The 15,933-nt window shown below is 66.4% G+C and carries 13 protein-coding genes; 4 read left to right on the top strand and 9 right to left on the bottom strand.

Annotated elements, in window-relative coordinates:
• Positions 1-33: 33 nt before the first annotated feature.
• From FAZ98_RS22770 to FAZ98_RS22760, 3 genes are all read right to left on the bottom strand, one after another.
• The gene (locus tag FAZ98_RS22770) at positions 34-1,353 is read right to left on the bottom strand and encodes an MFS transporter (RefSeq protein ID WP_158954312.1); all 1,320 of its coding nucleotides are present in this window, start codon (positions 1,351-1,353) and stop codon (positions 34-36) included.
• A gap of 51 nt (positions 1,354-1,404) precedes the next feature.
• Positions 1,405-2,811: an MFS transporter gene (locus FAZ98_RS22765; RefSeq protein ID WP_158954310.1), complete on the bottom strand. Its 1,407-nt coding sequence runs from the start codon at positions 2,809-2,811 to the stop codon at positions 1,405-1,407.
• A 110-nt stretch (positions 2,812-2,921) separates the two neighbouring features.
• Positions 2,922-3,932 (bottom strand): D-2-hydroxyacid dehydrogenase, encoded by a 1,011-nt coding sequence (locus tag FAZ98_RS22760; RefSeq protein ID WP_233272882.1) that lies wholly within the window; start codon positions 3,930-3,932, stop codon positions 2,922-2,924.
• Between the two features lie 215 nt (positions 3,933-4,147).
• Between FAZ98_RS22760 and FAZ98_RS22755 the strand changes: the two genes are divergently transcribed.
• The 3 genes from FAZ98_RS22755 to FAZ98_RS22745 all read left to right on the top strand — a co-directional run bounded on the left by FAZ98_RS22755 (position 4,148) and on the right by FAZ98_RS22745 (position 7,757).
• A complete protein-coding gene (locus FAZ98_RS22755; protein ID WP_158954308.1) occupies positions 4,148-5,035 on the top strand; it encodes an amidohydrolase family protein in 888 nt (295 codons plus the stop codon).
• A gap of 154 nt (positions 5,036-5,189) precedes the next feature.
• Positions 5,190-6,080: a LysR family transcriptional regulator gene (locus tag FAZ98_RS22750; protein WP_158954306.1), complete on the top strand. Its 891-nt coding sequence runs from the start codon at positions 5,190-5,192 to the stop codon at positions 6,078-6,080.
• Between the two features lie 213 nt (positions 6,081-6,293).
• The gene (locus tag FAZ98_RS22745; RefSeq protein WP_158954304.1) at positions 6,294-7,757 is read left to right on the top strand and encodes a HAMP domain-containing sensor histidine kinase; all 1,464 of its coding nucleotides are present in this window, start codon (positions 6,294-6,296) and stop codon (positions 7,755-7,757) included.
• 138 nt (positions 7,758-7,895) lie between these two features.
• On the opposite strand, the gene FAZ98_RS22740 is transcribed toward FAZ98_RS22745, so the two are convergent.
• The gene (locus tag FAZ98_RS22740) at positions 7,896-8,255 is read right to left on the bottom strand and encodes a DUF4148 domain-containing protein (protein ID WP_158954302.1); all 360 of its coding nucleotides are present in this window, start codon (positions 8,253-8,255) and stop codon (positions 7,896-7,898) included.
• Positions 8,256-8,435: 180 nt separating this feature from the next.
• Between FAZ98_RS22740 and FAZ98_RS22735 the strand changes: the two genes are divergently transcribed.
• Positions 8,436-9,338, top strand: a complete 903-nt coding sequence (locus FAZ98_RS22735) for a class I SAM-dependent methyltransferase (protein WP_233272881.1) — start codon at positions 8,436-8,438, stop codon at positions 9,336-9,338.
• 162 nt (positions 9,339-9,500) lie between these two features.
• Here the strand turns inward: FAZ98_RS22735 and FAZ98_RS22730 are convergent, their stop codons facing one another.
• From FAZ98_RS22730 to FAZ98_RS22710, 5 genes are all read right to left on the bottom strand, one after another.
• A complete protein-coding gene (locus FAZ98_RS22730) occupies positions 9,501-10,799 on the bottom strand; it encodes a cytochrome c (protein WP_158954300.1) in 1,299 nt (432 codons plus the stop codon).
• Positions 10,800-10,813: 14 nt separating this feature from the next.
• Complete coding sequence (locus FAZ98_RS22725; RefSeq protein WP_158954298.1) at positions 10,814-12,595, bottom strand: GMC family oxidoreductase; 1,782 nt, start codon at positions 12,593-12,595, stop codon at positions 10,814-10,816.
• A gap of 2 nt (positions 12,596-12,597) precedes the next feature.
• Entirely contained in the window at positions 12,598-13,242 is a 645-nt protein-coding gene (locus FAZ98_RS22720) for a gluconate 2-dehydrogenase subunit 3 family protein (RefSeq protein WP_325072702.1), read from the bottom strand.
• A gap of 380 nt (positions 13,243-13,622) precedes the next feature.
• Positions 13,623-14,525 carry an amidohydrolase family protein gene (locus FAZ98_RS22715; protein ID WP_158954294.1) on the bottom strand — a complete coding sequence of 301 codons (903 nt, stop codon included), beginning with the start codon at positions 14,523-14,525 and terminating at the stop codon, positions 13,623-13,625.
• The gene (locus tag FAZ98_RS22710) at positions 14,522-15,856 is read right to left on the bottom strand and encodes an MFS transporter (protein WP_158954292.1); all 1,335 of its coding nucleotides are present in this window, start codon (positions 15,854-15,856) and stop codon (positions 14,522-14,524) included. Before FAZ98_RS22710 ends, FAZ98_RS22715 begins: the two co-directional genes overlap by 4 nt.
• Positions 15,857-15,933 lie beyond the last annotated feature (77 nt).

Raw genomic sequence — 15,933 nt, 5'->3', positions numbered from 1 at the left:
GAAGGGGAGTGAATTCGCGCCGCGAGCGTTGGCTCAGGACTCCATCTGCATGTCGCTGCGACGCAGGCTCAAGGTGGCGATCAACGTGCAGGCGATGCACGCCGAGGCATAGAGATAAAAGCCGCTTTCATGGCCGATGCTCTTGAACCAGAGCCCGGCGTAACCCGCCGTGCCGCCGAAGATGGCCGTGGCGATGGCGTAGGGCACGCCCACGCCCAGTGCGCGCAGCCGGGCGGGAAAGAGTTCGGCTTTCATGACCGAGCACACCGAGGTGTAGCCCGAAACGATCATGAGCGCGAGCGACAGCAGCAGGAACACGCTCGTGGTGCTGTGCGTGTGCGCGAGCGCGGTGAGCAGCGGCCAGGTGCCGAAGGTTCCGCCAATGCCGAACCACAGCAGCAGCGCGCGCCGCCCGATGCGATCCGACAACGCGCCGAAGAACGGCTGCGCGACCATGAACAACGTGAGCGTGGAAAGCGAGAGCCAGGCGCTTTGCTGCGCGCTCAGTCCCACCGTGTTGACGAGATAATTGTGCATATACACGGTGTAAGTGAAGAACGCGAGCGTGCCGCCCGTGGTGAGGCCGAACACGAGCAGCACGGGCCGCCAGTGCTCGCGCAGCGCGCCGAGTGAAGCGCCGCGTTTTTCCTTCTCGCCCAGCGCGCGAAAATCCGGCGTTTCGTCGATATTGCGGCGGACCCACCATGCCACGAGCGCGAGCGCCGCGCCGGTGAGAAACGGCACGCGCCAGCCCCAGTCCATGAGCTGCGCGTGCGGAATCGCGGCTTGCAGCACGACCTGCACGAGCGTGGCGAGCAGTTGCCCGAGTATCAGCGTGACGTAGTGAAAGCTGCTGTAGAAGCCGCGGTGTCCGGGTTTGGCGATCTCGCTGAGATACACCGAACTCGCGCCGTATTCGCCACCGAGCGAAAAGCCCTGCACGAGACGCGCGAACAGCAGCACGAGCGGCGCGGCCATGCCGATCTGCGGATACGTGGGGCACAGGCCGATCGCGAGCGAGCCCGCGCACATCAGGATCACCGAAAGCGTGAGACCCGCGCGGCGGCCGTGTCGATCCGCGTATTGACCGATCAGCCAGCTACCAACCGGCCGCAGCAGAAAGCCGATGGCGAAGATCGCCGCCGTGGACAGCAGTTGGATCGTGCGGTTCTCGCGCGGAAAGAACGAGGCCGCGAAGAAGATCGAGAAGGTCGTATAAACGTGAAAGTCGTACCACTCGATCAGATTGCCGATCGAGCCGCCCGTGATGGAGCGGATCGCGCTGCGCCGGCGCGACTGCCGCGTGGCGGCGTCCAGATCGCCGGGTGTGGCGGGAACGGAATGCTCGTGCATGGTTGTCTCCTTTTATTGTGGGAATCGCTCTATCCCATGAACGTGCGAGGCTCAGCGCTCGCGGGGTGAGGACGACAGCGGCAACGCGGCGCCCGCTCTCAGCGTGCGCGCGGGAAACGCCACCAACAGCGTTACGGCGCCGCACGCGATCACCGCGCCCAGCAGCACGAGCCCGATGCCGAAGCCTTCCGCGCCCTTGCTCATCCAGCCGAGCGCCGCCGTGCTGAGCGCGCCGCCGAGCGAGCCGATCACGTTGACAAGCGCGATGCCGGCCGCCGCCGTCTCGCGCGGCAGATACGTGGGCGGAATCGACCAGAACACCGCGAGGCACGTGTAATGGCCCGCCGAGGCCACCGCGAGCAGCGCGAGCGCCGTGGCCGTGTCGTGGCGAAAGAACGGCAGCAGGGCGAGCGCGGCGGCCGCCGAGATGAGCGCGAGCGCGGCGTGCCAGCGGCGCTCCAGCGTGCGGTCCGAATGGCGTCCCGCCACGATCATCACGATCACGCCGAACAGCGCCGGCATGGCCGCGAGCAGGCCCACGTTGCCCACGTGCGCGACGCCCGAATCGCGGATCACCGAAGGCGCCCAGAACGCCAGCGTATTGCCGAGCGAAAAGCTGCACGCGAACGTGAAGCCCGCGCACAGCACGCGCGGGTCGGCGAGCACGGTGCGCAAGGCGCCGCGCGTGGCTCGACCGGCAAGACCGTGGGGGCGCGAATGGCGCGGCTTGTTCGCGTCGTCGAGATCGATTTGCGCGAGCACGAACGCCTTCTCGCCGGGCGTGAGCCACCTTGCGTGCTGCGGGCGGTCGCTCAGCACGAAGAACACCACCACGCCGAAGATCGCCGAGGGCGCGCCTTCGAGCAGAAACAGCCATTGCCAGCCGCGCAGGCCCAGATCGCCCGCGAACGCGTGCATGATCCAGCCCGAGAGCGGCGCGCCCACGATCGCCGCGATCGGAATGCTCAGATAGAAGATCGACGTGATACGCGCGCGCCGCCGCGCGGGAAACCAGTAGCTCAAGTACAGAAAGATGCCGGGCGTGAAGCCCGCTTCGGCCACGCCGATCAAAAAGCGCACGAGGTAGAACTGCGTGGGCGTGCGCACGAACATCGTCATGGTGGAGAGCAGGCCCCACGCGACCATGATGCGCAGGAAGGTCTTGCGCACGCCCACGCGGTCGAGCATGAGATTGCTCGGAATCTCGAACAGCACGTAGCCGACGAACAACAGGCCCGCGCCCAGGCCGTAAGCGGCGTCGCTGAAACCGAGATCGGTTTTGAATTGCAACTGCGCAATGCCGATGTTGATGCGGTCCAGATAGTTGAGGATGTAGCAGAACACGAGCAGCGGCAAAATGCGCCACGCGATCTTGCGATAGACCGCGCGTTCCTGCGCTTCCCGCGCGGCGTCGTGGGCCGCGCTTGCCGTTATCGGCGTGTCGATGCTGAGGCTCATCGTGGGTCCTCTCCGGTGTCTCCGGCTCGTGGCGTCCGTCTGGATCGCGAGCCTTATTGATGTCGATGGGTATCGTGAATCGGCGTGAATCGGCGTGAGTCGGGCGAGTCTCAATGCGCCTCGTTGACGAGCGGTTCGCCGCGGCACCAGCGCGCGAGGTTGTCGAGCCACAGGCGGCCGACCGCGTCGTAATAGCTGTCCGACTGCCCGGCCATGTGCGGCGTGAGGATCACGTTCGGCAAATCCCACAGCGGCGAAGCGGCCGTGAGCGGTTCATGCTCGAACACGTCGAGATACGCGCCCGCGAGCCCGCCGTCGCGCAAGGCCGCGATCAGGTCGGTTTCGACGATCACTTCGCCGCGCGCGACGTTCACGAGGTGCGCGCCGCGCGGCATCAGCGCGAGACGTTTCGCATCCACAAGACCATGCGTTTGCGGCGTGAGCGGGCAGGCGAGCACGAGCCAGTCGGCGTGCGGCAAGACGCGGTCGATGTTGGCGAGGGCGATGCTGCGCGGCAACGTCTCGGCGTTCGCCGGCGCTTCGCGGCGCACGACGATCACGTTCATCTCCAGCGCTTCGAGCAGCATGGCGAGCTTGCGGCCGATCGCGCCATAGCCCACGAGCACGGCGGTCTGCCCGGCCAGATCGCGCGGCGAGGCTTCGAGCAGCAGCGGCCGCCACGCATGCTCGCGCTGCGCTTCGTGCAGCAGCGGCAAGCGCCGCGCCAGCGCGAGCACACCGGCCAGCGCGGAATGCGCCACGGTGCGCGCGTTCGCGCCGGACGAGGTCGTCACGCGCACGCTGCGTTGCAGCAACGCGTGAAACACCGGCCGGTCGGCGCCCGCCGAATGCGCATGGACCCAGCGCAGTTGCGGCGCACCGAGCATCGCGTCGTAGAAGCGGCGCGTGGCGGCCGTGAGTTCGTGCTTGGTCGAATGGCCGGTGACGTCGCGGCTCACGAAGGCGATCTGCGCTTCGGCGTGGGCGTCGTCGTCGGGTGTCAGCAGGCGGAACGGCGCGCCGTCCAGCGTGCGCGCGATGTCGTGGTGGAAACGCTCGGCGGCCACGTCCGAAATGAGGATGTTCAAGGGCGGCATTGTCTCCATCGTCTTGTTGTTCATGCGCGGGTTTTTCCGGATGCCGGTGAGGCGTCGGCTATCTCGAATCGGAAAACCCACCTGCGCAATGAACACATTTTGATCAATGGCAAGGCGCGTGTTGCGCGTTTTGGTGTAAGCACCGTTTCCAAATCGATAACGCTCGGCGGCTTGCGGCCAGTACCATGAAAGCCTGGATTGCCTCGTTTTCATCTCCTTACGACGCCCCTCGATACCTCATGACACGACCCTGTCTCGGCCCGCTGCCCGTTCCCGCCACGCCTCCCTTCACGCTGCCGCCGCACGCGTGCGACAGCCACGCGCACACGTTCGGGCCGTACGCGGCGTTCCCGCTCGCTGGCGACCGCAGCTATACGCCGCCCGAGAACGCGCCGGAACGCTTCGTCGCGCAGCTGGACGCGTTGGGTTTCGAGCGTGGCGTGGTGGTGACGGCGAGCGTCTACGGCATGGACAACGGCGCGCTCGCCGACGCCTTGCAGCGCTATCCCGCGCGCCTGCGTGGCGTCGCGGTGCTGGGCGCGGAGACGACCGAGGCCGAACTCGACCGCCTCGCCGCGTTGGGCGTGCGCGGCGCGCGCTTCAACCTGTTCCGGCGCGACGGTCAGGCGGTGTACCGCAACGGCGCGGGGCTCGAAGCCTTGCGCGCGCTCGCGCCCAAACTCGCCGCGCGCGGTTGGCACGCGCAGATCTGGATTCACGCGCCCGATCTGCCCGAACTCGAGCCAATGCTGCGCGCGCTCGGGCTGGATCTCGTCATCGATCACATGGGACGCATGAGCGTCGAGCGCGGCGTGCGGGACCCGGGCTTTCAGCGGCTGCTCGCGATGCTGGCCGACGGCGTGGCGTGGACCAAGATTTCCGGCGCGGACCGCGTGACCGTGCAGGGCGCGCCGTACGACGACGTCACGCCGCACTTCGAGGCGATCGTCGCGGCCAATCCGCAGCAAGTGGTGTGGGGCAGCGACTGGCCGCACGTCAATTACTTCGACGCCGCGCAGATGCCCGGCGACAGCGCGCTGCTCGCGTTGTTCATGCGCGCGATACCGGGCGCGGCGCTGCGCCAGGCGATTCTCGTCGACAACCCGGCGCGGCTGTACGGTTTCTGAAGCGTGGCTTCTGATGCGTGGCTTTCGATGCGCGGGTTTTGACGCGAGGCTGTTGCGGCGCGGCTTCTGATGCACGGCACGGCGACGTATGATGGCGGCACCCGGCCGCGTGCGGCCGGACCACCTTCTCGTGTCCCCATCGATTGCCTCGCCTATGAAAATGGATCTGCAAGGCTTGCAGATGCTCGTCTCGGCCATCGAGTCGAAGAGCCTCTCGCGCGCCGCCGAACACGAAAACCTCGCCACCTCGGGCGCGAGCAAGCGCATTGCCGAACTGGAGCGGCGGCTCGGCGCCGTGCTGCTCGTGCGTCACGCGCGCGGCGTCGAGCCTACGCCCGCCGGGGTGGCGCTCTATCACCATGCGAAGTCGATCCTGCGCGGCGTGGAGCTGGCGCAAAAGAGCGTGGCCGAGTTCGGCGCGGGCGGCATGCCGAAGATCCGTCTCGCCGCGAACCGCTCGTCGATCATTCAGTATCTGCCGCTCGCCGTGAGCCGCTACTTCGCGACCGAGCCCGGCGCGCAGATCGACTTGCAGGAGCGCTACAGCTACGACATTCCGCGCCTCGTGACCGAGGGCGAAGCGGACCTCGGCATCTATCACGCGCGCACGGCCGCGCCCGGCGTGCACTCGGTGCCGTACCGGCAGGATCGCGTGGTGCTGGTGGTGCCGCTCGATCATCCGCTCGCGCACCTCGAAGAAACGCCGCTCGAAGCCGCGATGGACTATCCCTTCGTCGGCTATTTCCCGCGCCACTCTTATGAGGCGTTTTCCTCGCTCGCCGAAGAGAGTTTGTCGCGCCCGCTCAACGTGCGTATCGAGGTGTCGAACTACGAGGCGCGCTGCCGTTTGATCCGCGAGAAGGTGGGCATTGGCGTGATGCCGGAACTGATCGCCGCGTCGTATCTCACGCTCTTCGGGCTCAAGGCCGTGCGGCTCACCGACGACTGGGCGCGGCGGCAATTCTTCATCTGCATGTCGACGAGCGACCATCGCATCCTGCGGCCCGCGCTCGTCGCGTTCGTCGATCACCTGCTGGCGAATTGACGGGCGTTCGCGCGGCGCGGCTGCGCGCATGACAAAACGTTCACGCTGCTGATTGCCTCCGGCCGCTCGCCGATGCGTATGCTCGCTCCATCGGCAGAAAATGGATGCGATGCAGCGTGCGCGAGCGCGTCTAGACATCTCACAGTTGGCTTGCTGACGGTTTACGGAGCGAGGAGGGAGACACTCTGATATCGGAAGACACGACGGCAAGACATGAGCACGCTCTGGATAGAACGCAACCGGAAGCCCGCGGCGGCCACGCTGGCCGAGGCCGGTCCGGCCCCACGGCAAGGGCAGAACTGGCACACGACCACCTTCCGGTGGCTCACCGCGTATGCGGTGATTTTTTCGCTGGGTTTCATGGTGCTGCTCGGGCTGATCCAGTATTCGGTCACGGGCGCGATGGAGCGCGAAGCCGACAGCGGATTGCGCTGGCAGTTGCGTTATTTCGATTCGCGCGACGACGCCGACCTGCCCCGCGCCATCGCGAGCCGCGCCACGCATGGCGGCGGCCTTTTCCACAGTCACTACGGGCTGTTCGCCGCGAATGGCCGGCATCTCGCGGGCGACCTCGACGAAGCGCCGCGATTGCGGCGCTACGATCACGTCGATCAGGCGCACGAGAGCGCCACGGGGCAGACCATGACGCAGCGCGTGGGCACGGTGCGGCGCGAGTTGCGGGCGATGGGCGAGATCCGCCCGGACGGCAACGTATTGATCGTCGCGCGCACGCTCGACGACGTGCGGCGCGTGCACGCCGAGCTTGTGAAGGCGCTCGTGGCGGGCGGAATCGTATGCCTGAGCGCGAGCGTGCTCGGCGGCTTGCTGATCGGCTTGCGGCAAGTGCGGCGTGTCGCGGCGATGCGCAAGGCCACCGCCGCCATCGCGGCCGGCGATCTTTCCTTGCGTCTGCCCGTGAAAGGCTTCGACGAAATCGACATGCTCGCGCAGCTCGTGAACCGCATGCTCGACGAAGTCGAACGGCTCATGACCGAAGTGAAATTCGCCGCCGACGGTATCGCGCACGACTTGCGTACGCCGCTCACGCGTTTGCGCTTTTCGCTGGCGAACGCGAAAGCGGAGGCCGACCGCCTGAAGGCGGGCGAAGTGGCCTCGCTACTCTGGGGCGCGCGCGACGAAGTGGACGCGCTGATCGCGCGCTTCACCGCGATGCTGCGCATTGCGCAACTGGGAACGCGGCAGCGCCGCGCGGCGTTTACCTACGTGGATCTGGCGCCGCTCATCCACGATTTGTGCGAGCTGTATCGTCCGCTTGCCGAAGACAAGCGCGTGCAGATTCATACGTCCATTGCTCCGGTGGAAACGGTATGGGCCGACCGCGAACTGCTGTTCGAGGCGTTCAGCAACCTGCTCGACAACGCCGTGAAATTCTCACCGGACGACGGTCATGTGCACGTATGTCTCGAACTCGAGGAAGCGGGCGCGCGACTGCGGATTTTCGACAACGGTCCCGGTATTCCCGAAGCCGAACGCAATCTCGTGTTGAACCACTTTTATCGCAGCCGCCATACCGCGCACGTGTCGGGCAGCGGACTCGGGCTTGGCATCGTTTCGGCGATCGTGAGACTGCACGATTTTCGCCTCTCGCTGGGCGGCTCGGAGCAGGGCGCGATCGTGTGCGTCGAGTGCTGGCCGCATGAACCGGATGCGGGGTGAAAGGCGCGGGACGGCGTTTGATGCCAAGGTGAAAACAGGTAGCGAAAAAAGAAGCGGCCGTGATGTCCGGATCACGGCCGCCTCGTTGTATCGGCATCGATCAAAGCGGATCGTTCGACCCGCTGTTCCACGTCGTGCTTACTGCTGGGCGACGCTCGCAGACGTGACGCTCGTCGAATGCGTCACCGCCGCCGTGCGGTTCGCCGTTGCTACGCAATCCTGACGATACTTGACCTGAAGTTTGGCTTCGGCCTGTTCGAGATCGCTCGGGTAGTCGTCCTGATCGCCGGCGGACGGGTCGTAGCCCACGGATTCGAGTTCCTTGAGTTCGTTCTGCAATTGCCGATGCGTCACGGGCTTGTCGAGCTTCACGAACGGGTAGTCGTTGCACTGCCGGGGTGAGAGCGTGGTCGCGGCGAAGGCCGGCACGGCCAGCGAGGCCAGCACGGTGGCGGCGGCGAAATGGCGGAAACGGGAGAGACGGGCGAGCTTGCGCATGAGCGATGCACCTTTTGAGTTGTCGAGGCGCCCAGATTACGGGAGCGGTGCTCGCGGCAAGTCGTCACGAGGATTAATTTTTGTTTACCTGCTCAAGCGGCGCGGCTGCGGCCACAGCGAAGTGCGCCGAAAGCTTGTATCGTGGCAACCTGATTGCCACCACCCGTGATGACTTCGCCCATGACCGATCTTTCCTCGCGCCGCGCGCCGCGACATATCGCGCTGCCTTTGCTGTTCGCCGCCGCCTTCGCGGCTGCGGCCGCGACGCTTGCCACCGCAGGCTGCGCGGCCGCGCCGCAAGCGGTGTCCAGCGCGTCGCCCGTGTCCTCGCAGGATGCCGCCGCACTCGCCACGGCTATCGGCGGCACGCAGCGCGGCGACAAGGCGCGTGCGCGCGACGTGTACCGGCATCCGCAGGACACCTTGCAGTTCTTCGAAGTCGGCTCGACGCAAACGGTGCTCGAAATCGCGCCGGGCGGCGGCTGGTACACGGACATACTCGCGCCGTATCTGCACGATCGCGGGCACCTGGTCGAAGCGCAATACGTGAGCACCGCGGCGGATCTGGCGGCCGAGGACCGCGCCGGCGACGCCGCTTACGCGCGCAAGCTCGCGGCCACGCCGGCTATCTACGGCAACGTCGTGGTGGGTACGTTGCGCGCGGGCGAGTTCACGGGATTCGACGCGAATGCGCGCTTCGACCGCGTGCTCACGTTCCGCAATATCCACAACTGGATGAAAGACGGCCAGTTCGACGCGAACCTGCGCGCCTTCTATCGTGCGCTGAAGCCGGGCGGCATGCTGGGCGTGGAGGAGCATCGCGCGCGGCCCGGCACGAGCTTGCAGCAGATGATCGATACCGGCTATGTGACGGAAGACTACGTGATCGAGCACGCGAAGGCCGCCGGTTTCGTGCTCGCGGCGCGCAGCGAAATCAATGCGAACGCGCGCGACACCAAGGACTATCCGAACGGCGTGTGGTCGCTGCCGCCTACCTACAAGGGCGGCGACGTCGACCGCGCGCGCTATGCCGCCATCGGCGAGTCGGATCGCATGACGCTGCGGTTCGTGAAGCCCGAATGATGGCGATGGCGTGGGCGGCGCGTTGGGAGGTTTGATCGGCGCGCTCGATCGACACCCGCGATCGACACCCGCGAGCGCGGCAATGAAAAAGGGCGCTGCTCTCGCAGCGCCCCGGTACAACAACCGCCCATCAACGGTTACTTGCTACTCGTTTGCCAGGTATCAGCTACCCGCTTTCGCGCGCACGGCGGCCACGTCCTTCGCGGTGATGGCCGGGCCCTGATTGCCCCAGCTCGAACGCACGAAGGTCGCGAGTTGCGCGACGTCGTCGTCGCTATAGCGCCAGCCGAAGCCCGGCATGGCGAGCGGCGAGGGCGCCGTTTGCGTCGAAGGCAGGCGCGAGCCCGCGAGGATCACGGCGATCAGCGAGTCGGGGTTCGCCTGCGTGACCATCGCGTTGTTCACGAGCGAGGGGAACACGCCCGAAGCGCCGCGCCCGTTCATGCGGTGGCACGCCGAGCAGCTGTCGAGGTACATGTCCGCGCCGCGGCCGTGCGCTTCCCCCGCGAGGATCGTCTTGAGCGTGTTGTCGTCGGCATGGAACGACGGCGCTTGCGGCGGCGTGCCGAGGCTCTTGAGGTACACGGCCATCGCCTTGAGGTCGGCATCGCTCAGATACTGCGTGCTGTTCTCGACGACTTCGCCCATCGGACCCGAAACCGATGCATGCGGATTGCGGCCCGTCTTGAGCGTGGCGACGATATCCGCCTCCGACCACGCTTCCAGACCGCCGCCCGCCGAGGAGCGCAGGTTGATCGGCGCCGTATGGTCGAGCGACGAACCGGCCAGATACAGGTCGGTCTTGCCGCTCACGTCCAGCTCCTGCATCGCCGCGCCGCGCGGCGTGTGGCACGTGCTGCAATGCGCGAGGCCTTGCACGAGGTACGCGCCGCGATTCCACTCCACGCTCTTCGTGGTGTCGGCCACGTAGCGCGAGTCGTCATGGAACGCGCGGCTCCAGTACGCGAGCGGCCAGCGAATGCTCAACGGCCAGGCGATGTCGGATGCGCGGTTCGGTTGCGACGACTGCGGCACCTGCTGCGTGAAGTACGCGTACAGATCCTGCAGATCGGCGTCCGAAACCTTGGCGTAGGACGTGAACGGCATGGCCGGGTACAGACGCTTGCCGCCCTTCGCCACGCCTTCGCGCATGGCGAGCGCGAACTCCTCGAACGTATAGCCGCCGATCCCGTGTTCCTTGTCGGCGGTGATATTCGTCGAGTAGATCGTGCCCACCGGCGTTTCGAACGGCAGGCCGCCCGCGAACGGCGTGCCGCCCTTGGCCGTATGACACGCGATACAGTCCGCCGCGCGCGCGAGATACGCGCCGTGCACCGGATCGCCCGCGCGATTCGCCACCGCGGCATCCACCGTCACATTCGGCGTGACCGATGCGAACGCCCACAGCGCACCCACGGCCACGACCCCGACCGCCACCACTCCAGTGATGATTTTTTTCATGTGTTATCGCTCGCTCAGACCTGCACCATCGCGGCGCCCGGATTCTTCAGGTATTGCGAGCGGATGTTGCTCGCCGCCCAGTAGGCGAGACCGCCCACGAGGCCCGTCGGGTTGTAGCCGATGCCGTGTGCGAAGACGTTGGCGCCCAGCACGAACAGATTGGGCACGTCCCAGCTCTGCAGGTACTTGTTGACGACGCTCGTCTTCGGGTCGGCGCCCATCGCGGTGCCGCCGCTGATGTGCGTGCTCTGATACGCGCGCGTGTCCCAGTGCGTGCCCGGCTTGATGATGCGGCCCGAGATCGACTTGGGGTTCATCGCACGGCCGATTTCCATCATCTTGCCGGCCACGTACTCCGAGGCGCGCAGGTCGTTGTCCTGCCAGTCGAGCGTGATGCGCAGGAGCGGCGAACCGTAGGCGTCGCGATAGTTCGGGTCGAGATCGAGGAAGTTGGCGCGATACGCCATGTTGCTGCATTGCGATTCGATGCGGCCCGTATGCAGGAAGTTGTCCTTCACGGCCTGCTTCCACTCGGTGCCCCACTTGGGCGTGCCCTTGGGCAGCGGAATGCCGCGCACCGGACCGTTGCCGGTCTGACGGCCCCAGATGATGCCGCCGCCGATAAAGCCCAGATTCGAGTGGTCGAAGTTGTCCGCGTTGAACTCTTCGATCGCCTGACCGCCGCCGCCCGCGCCCATGAACTGGTTGATGTACGTGTCCTTGTCCCAGAACATGTTCACGCTATTGAGCAGCTGGTAGCAGAAGTTGCGGCCCACGGTGCCTTCGTTCGTGTCCGGGTTGTACGGCTGGCCGATCTTCGAGAGCAGCATCAGGTGCACGTTGTGCAACTGGAACGCCGCGAGAATCACCATCTCCGCCGGTTGTTCGACCTCGTTGCCTTCCGGGTCGATATAGGTCACGCCGGTCGCGCGCTTGCCCGTGGAGTCGGTGTTGACCTTCACGACGTGCGAGTTCACGCGCAGCTCGAAATTGGGCTTGCGCAGCAGCGCCGGAATGATGGCGGTTTGCGGCGAGGCCTTCGAGTAGTTCAGGCAGCCGTAGTCGCTGCAGAAGCCGCAGAAGTTGCACGGCCCGAGCTGGCAGCCGTACTCGTTCGTGTACGGGCCCGAGGCGTTGCCCGCGGGCAGCGCGAACGGCTTGTAGCCGAGGCTCTTCGCGGCGGCCGCGAACAGCTTGCCGGTGGGGTGATCCGCGAGCGGCGGCAGCGGGTATTCGTTCGAGCGGCGGCCTTCGAACGGGTTGCCGCCTTCAACCGGTTTGCCCTCGATATTGCCGGCCTTGCCCGAGGTGCCGCACACGCGCTCGAAGCGGTCGAAAGACGGTTCGAGTTCGTCGTAGGTCACGCCCCAGTCCTGCAGGTTCATGCCTTCGGGGATGAACTTCTCGCCGTAGCGTTCGCTGATATGGCTCTTGTAGCGCAACTCGTCGGGCATCACGCGCGACTGCACGCCCGACCAGTGCGCGCCCGCGCCGCCCACGCCTTCGCCCGGCTTGAACGAGCCGATCTGCCGGTAGGGCACGGCGGTCTGATCCTTGTTATGGCGATTCGTGACGGTCGTCTTGGCGAGGTTCTGCAGCAGCGCCTGGCGCGCCGAGTACTTGATTTCGTCGACGATCTGCGGATACGCGAAGTCGGGGATCGTCTCGCGCGCGTCGCCGCGTTCGAGCGCGACCACGTTCAACCCCGCGTTGGCCAGTTCGATCGCCATGATCGAGCCGGTCCAGCCGAAGCCGACGATCACGGCGTCGACCGGTTTTTTCTTGATGCTGGCCATGCTTATCCTCGCTTGCCGTAGAGACTGACCGGTGCGTACGGATAAGGCTTGGCCTCACCCACGAACTCCAGGTAATCGGCGCGCACGCCAGGGTAGCCGATCATCTTCCAGGCGGCCATATCCTTGTTGCCGCCGTACGAGGGATCGCCGAAATAGCCTTCCATGACGTTCTTGAGCAGGAAGCCGCTGAAGAAGCCCTTGAAGTTGAAGTCGTCGCTCTTGATCTCGGCCGACTCGATCTTCTTGAAGAAGTCGGTGCGCTGCGCGGGCGTGAAGTCGGCGAAGGTCTTGCCGCTGAAGTGCGCGCGGCAGTACGCGTTGATCGCGCGAATGCCAAGCCGGTATTGTTCCTTCGGCGTGAGCTTGGCCTGATAGCCGAACTCCGGCTCGACCTTGAAGAACGGGCCTTGCATGTACCAGCGCGACGCGTCGCCATACGGCGTTTGCATCTGGCGGTCGATGTACTGCGGCACGCCCAGTTCCACCGCGCCGGGGCCCACGTCGTCCTTGGGGATCAAGGTGTCGCAGGCGGCGTTGATGAACGCCCATTCTTCCGGCGTGAACCAGCCGGGCGTGTAGTGCTCGGCGGTGGGCTGATCGGCGGGCGGCAGGCCGCGTGCAGCGGCCGGTTGGCCGTTGTGGGTCACGGCGCTCGAAATGCCGACGACGGCTATCGGTGCAATCGCGATGGAGCCTTTGAGAAAGCTCCGCCGGCTGCGATCTTTCGCTTCTGTCATGGTGCGAGTCGTAGTGGGTATTGTTTTACGTTGGGTGGTCTTGAATCATGCGAACGCGCCCGGGCAACCAGCCATGCCCGGGCGCGCCGACGTCGCCGCACCCGCGGTTCGAGGGAGGCCGGGGCGTGTGCTGCCGCGCCCGCCCGAACTCCGGATCGCCCGCAAGGCGGGCGTAAACCGGTTTACGGCAAACGTTTAAATAACTTTACAGAACAATTTCTCACGGGATAGAACACCCGCGCTTCCTTGCCACCGCCGGGGCGGGTCGTTCCGCGGCTTCAAAAGCCCGTTCACAAGCCGATCGGCCGATACACCCGCATGGCCGTGTCGTGGAAGAACGCGCGCTGTTCGGCGGCGCTCCACGCGGCCACGAGCGTCTTGAAACCCGTGAGCAGCGCGTCGAGCGAGAGGAACAGGCCATCGACGGGAAAATTACTGCCGAACATCAGCCGCTCCGCGCCGAACAGGTCGTGCAGCGTGGCGAGCACCTCGCGGTTGGCGTCCACGCTCCACGGTTTGCCCGCTTCGCACAGGCCGGAGACCTTCACGGCCGTGTTGGGGCGCGCCGCGAGCGGGGCGAGCGCCTCGCGCCAGCCGTGCAGCGTCGCGGCCGAGCGGTCGCCGGGCACGCCCGCGTGATTGACGATCAGCAGCGTTTCCGGGAAGTCGCGCGCGAGCGTGGCCGCTTCGCGCAGGTGATGCCACGGCGTTTGCAGTTCGAAATGCAGGCCGTGCTGCGCGAGCTGCGCATAGCCGTCGCGCCAGCGGCCGTTCGACATCAGCGTGTTGCCGGGCGAGGCGTGCGCGTGCGCCGGCTTGTGGCGCACGCTGCGCACCAGCGCGAAACGGCGCTGCGCGGCGAGCACCTCGGAGACGTCGGCGGCGTCGAGCCAGGCCTGCGCGGCCATCGCGTTCGGCAGGCCGTATTCGCGCGCGAGTTCGGTCACGAAGCGCGTTTCGTCGAGCGGCGTGGCCGGGTCCCATTCGGCTTCCACGTAGACGGTGCCGATCACGTCGTGACCGGCGGCGTCGCGGCGGTAGTCGTCGGGCAGATAGTCGTGCTTGATCGCCTCGTAGTCGCCGTAGCGGTGGGGCACGCGCACACCCGGCGCGAGCCACGGATGACGACGCCCCGCGAGCGTCCAGAAATGCTGGTGCGTGTCGATGATGGGGCCGTCGTACATCGTGTTCATACCGTTTCCGTCGTCCTGCGAGGGGTGGGTTTCGCGCTGAAGTCGATCAGCAGCGAGCCGATGAGATAGGTGAGCGCGCAGGCCGCGAGGAACAGCAGCACCGCGTGATAGCCGCCGGTGACGTCGACGATCACGCCCACCACGATTGGCACCGCGATCGCGCCGCCCGTGCCCGCGAAGTTCATCACGCCGCCCACGAGGCCGATCTGTTCGCGCGGCGCGAGCATGGCCGGAATCAGCCAGTACAGGCCGCCCCACAGGTGGAAGAACACGCCCACCGAGAGCACGACCACGGCGAGCCGCACGTCCTGAACGAACGGCAGCGCCACGAGGCACAGCAGCGACATGCCGCCGGAGACGCCGAACAGCAGCTTCATCGCACGCTCGCGCGGCATCTTGCGTTGCAGCCAGTCGGCGATCGCGCCCGAAAGAATTTCGCCGATCGCGCCCGCGAGGAAGATCGCGAAGGTGGCGAGACCCATGCTGCGGATGTCGAGCCCGCGGCCGACGGACAGATAGTTCGGGCCCCACGTGACCAGCCCGAAGAACACCATCGCCCAGCCGATACGGCCGACCACCATGGCCGCGATCGTGCCGCGCGAGAGCGGCGCATTGGCCACCGCGCCGGGCGCTTCGCCCGCCGCGCGTTTGGCTTCGCGAATCTCGCTGGCTTCGCTGGCGGCGAGGCGCGCGTGCTGCTCGGGCGTTTCGCGCAGCATCTTCCACACGGCGATGCCGAGCACCACGGTCGAGACGCCCACCACGATGAACGCGGTGCGCCACGACCCCGAAGCGCCGATCAGCGCGCTGATGACGAGGCCGCCCACGGCCGAACCGAGCGGCGCGCCGCTGTCGATCAGCGTGAGGCCGCGCGCGCGTTCGCCGGGCGGCAGCCACGCGGCCGCGAGCTTGGTCGCCGAAGGCATGTAGGGCGCCTCGAACACGCCCAGGCCAATGCGCGTGAGCAGCAGCATCACGCCGTTCACGGCGAAGCCCGCAATGCACTGGAAGCCGCCCCACAGCACCGCCGAAATGCCGATCATGCGGCGCGCGCCGAAGCGGTCGGCGGCCCAGCCCGCGGGAATCTGGAACGTGCTGTAGGTCCAGAAGAACGAGGAGAGCACGAGGCCCTGCATGGTGGGGCTCAGCGCGAACTCGCGCACGATCGACGGCATGCCGACCGAGAGCGACATGCGGTCGATACAGTTCACCGTGTAGAGGCCGAACAGCATGAGGATCATGCGCCAGCGCGTGGTGGCGAGCAGCGCGCGCAGCGTGCGCGGCCGCGCGTGCGGGGAATCAATCGGGCGAGCTTCGGTATCGGCTTGCATGGGTCTCCTCCGGGTGTCGTGTTGTGTCGTGTTATGGGTTGGTGTGACGCGGGTGCGATGGGTGACGATAAGAACGC

This window comes from Paraburkholderia acidisoli (assembly GCF_009789675.1).
Lineage (GTDB): Bacteria > Pseudomonadota > Gammaproteobacteria > Burkholderiales > Burkholderiaceae > Paraburkholderia > Paraburkholderia acidisoli.
Note: the sequence above shows the minus strand (reverse complement) of the source record. Positions and strands in the feature narration are given on the sequence as shown.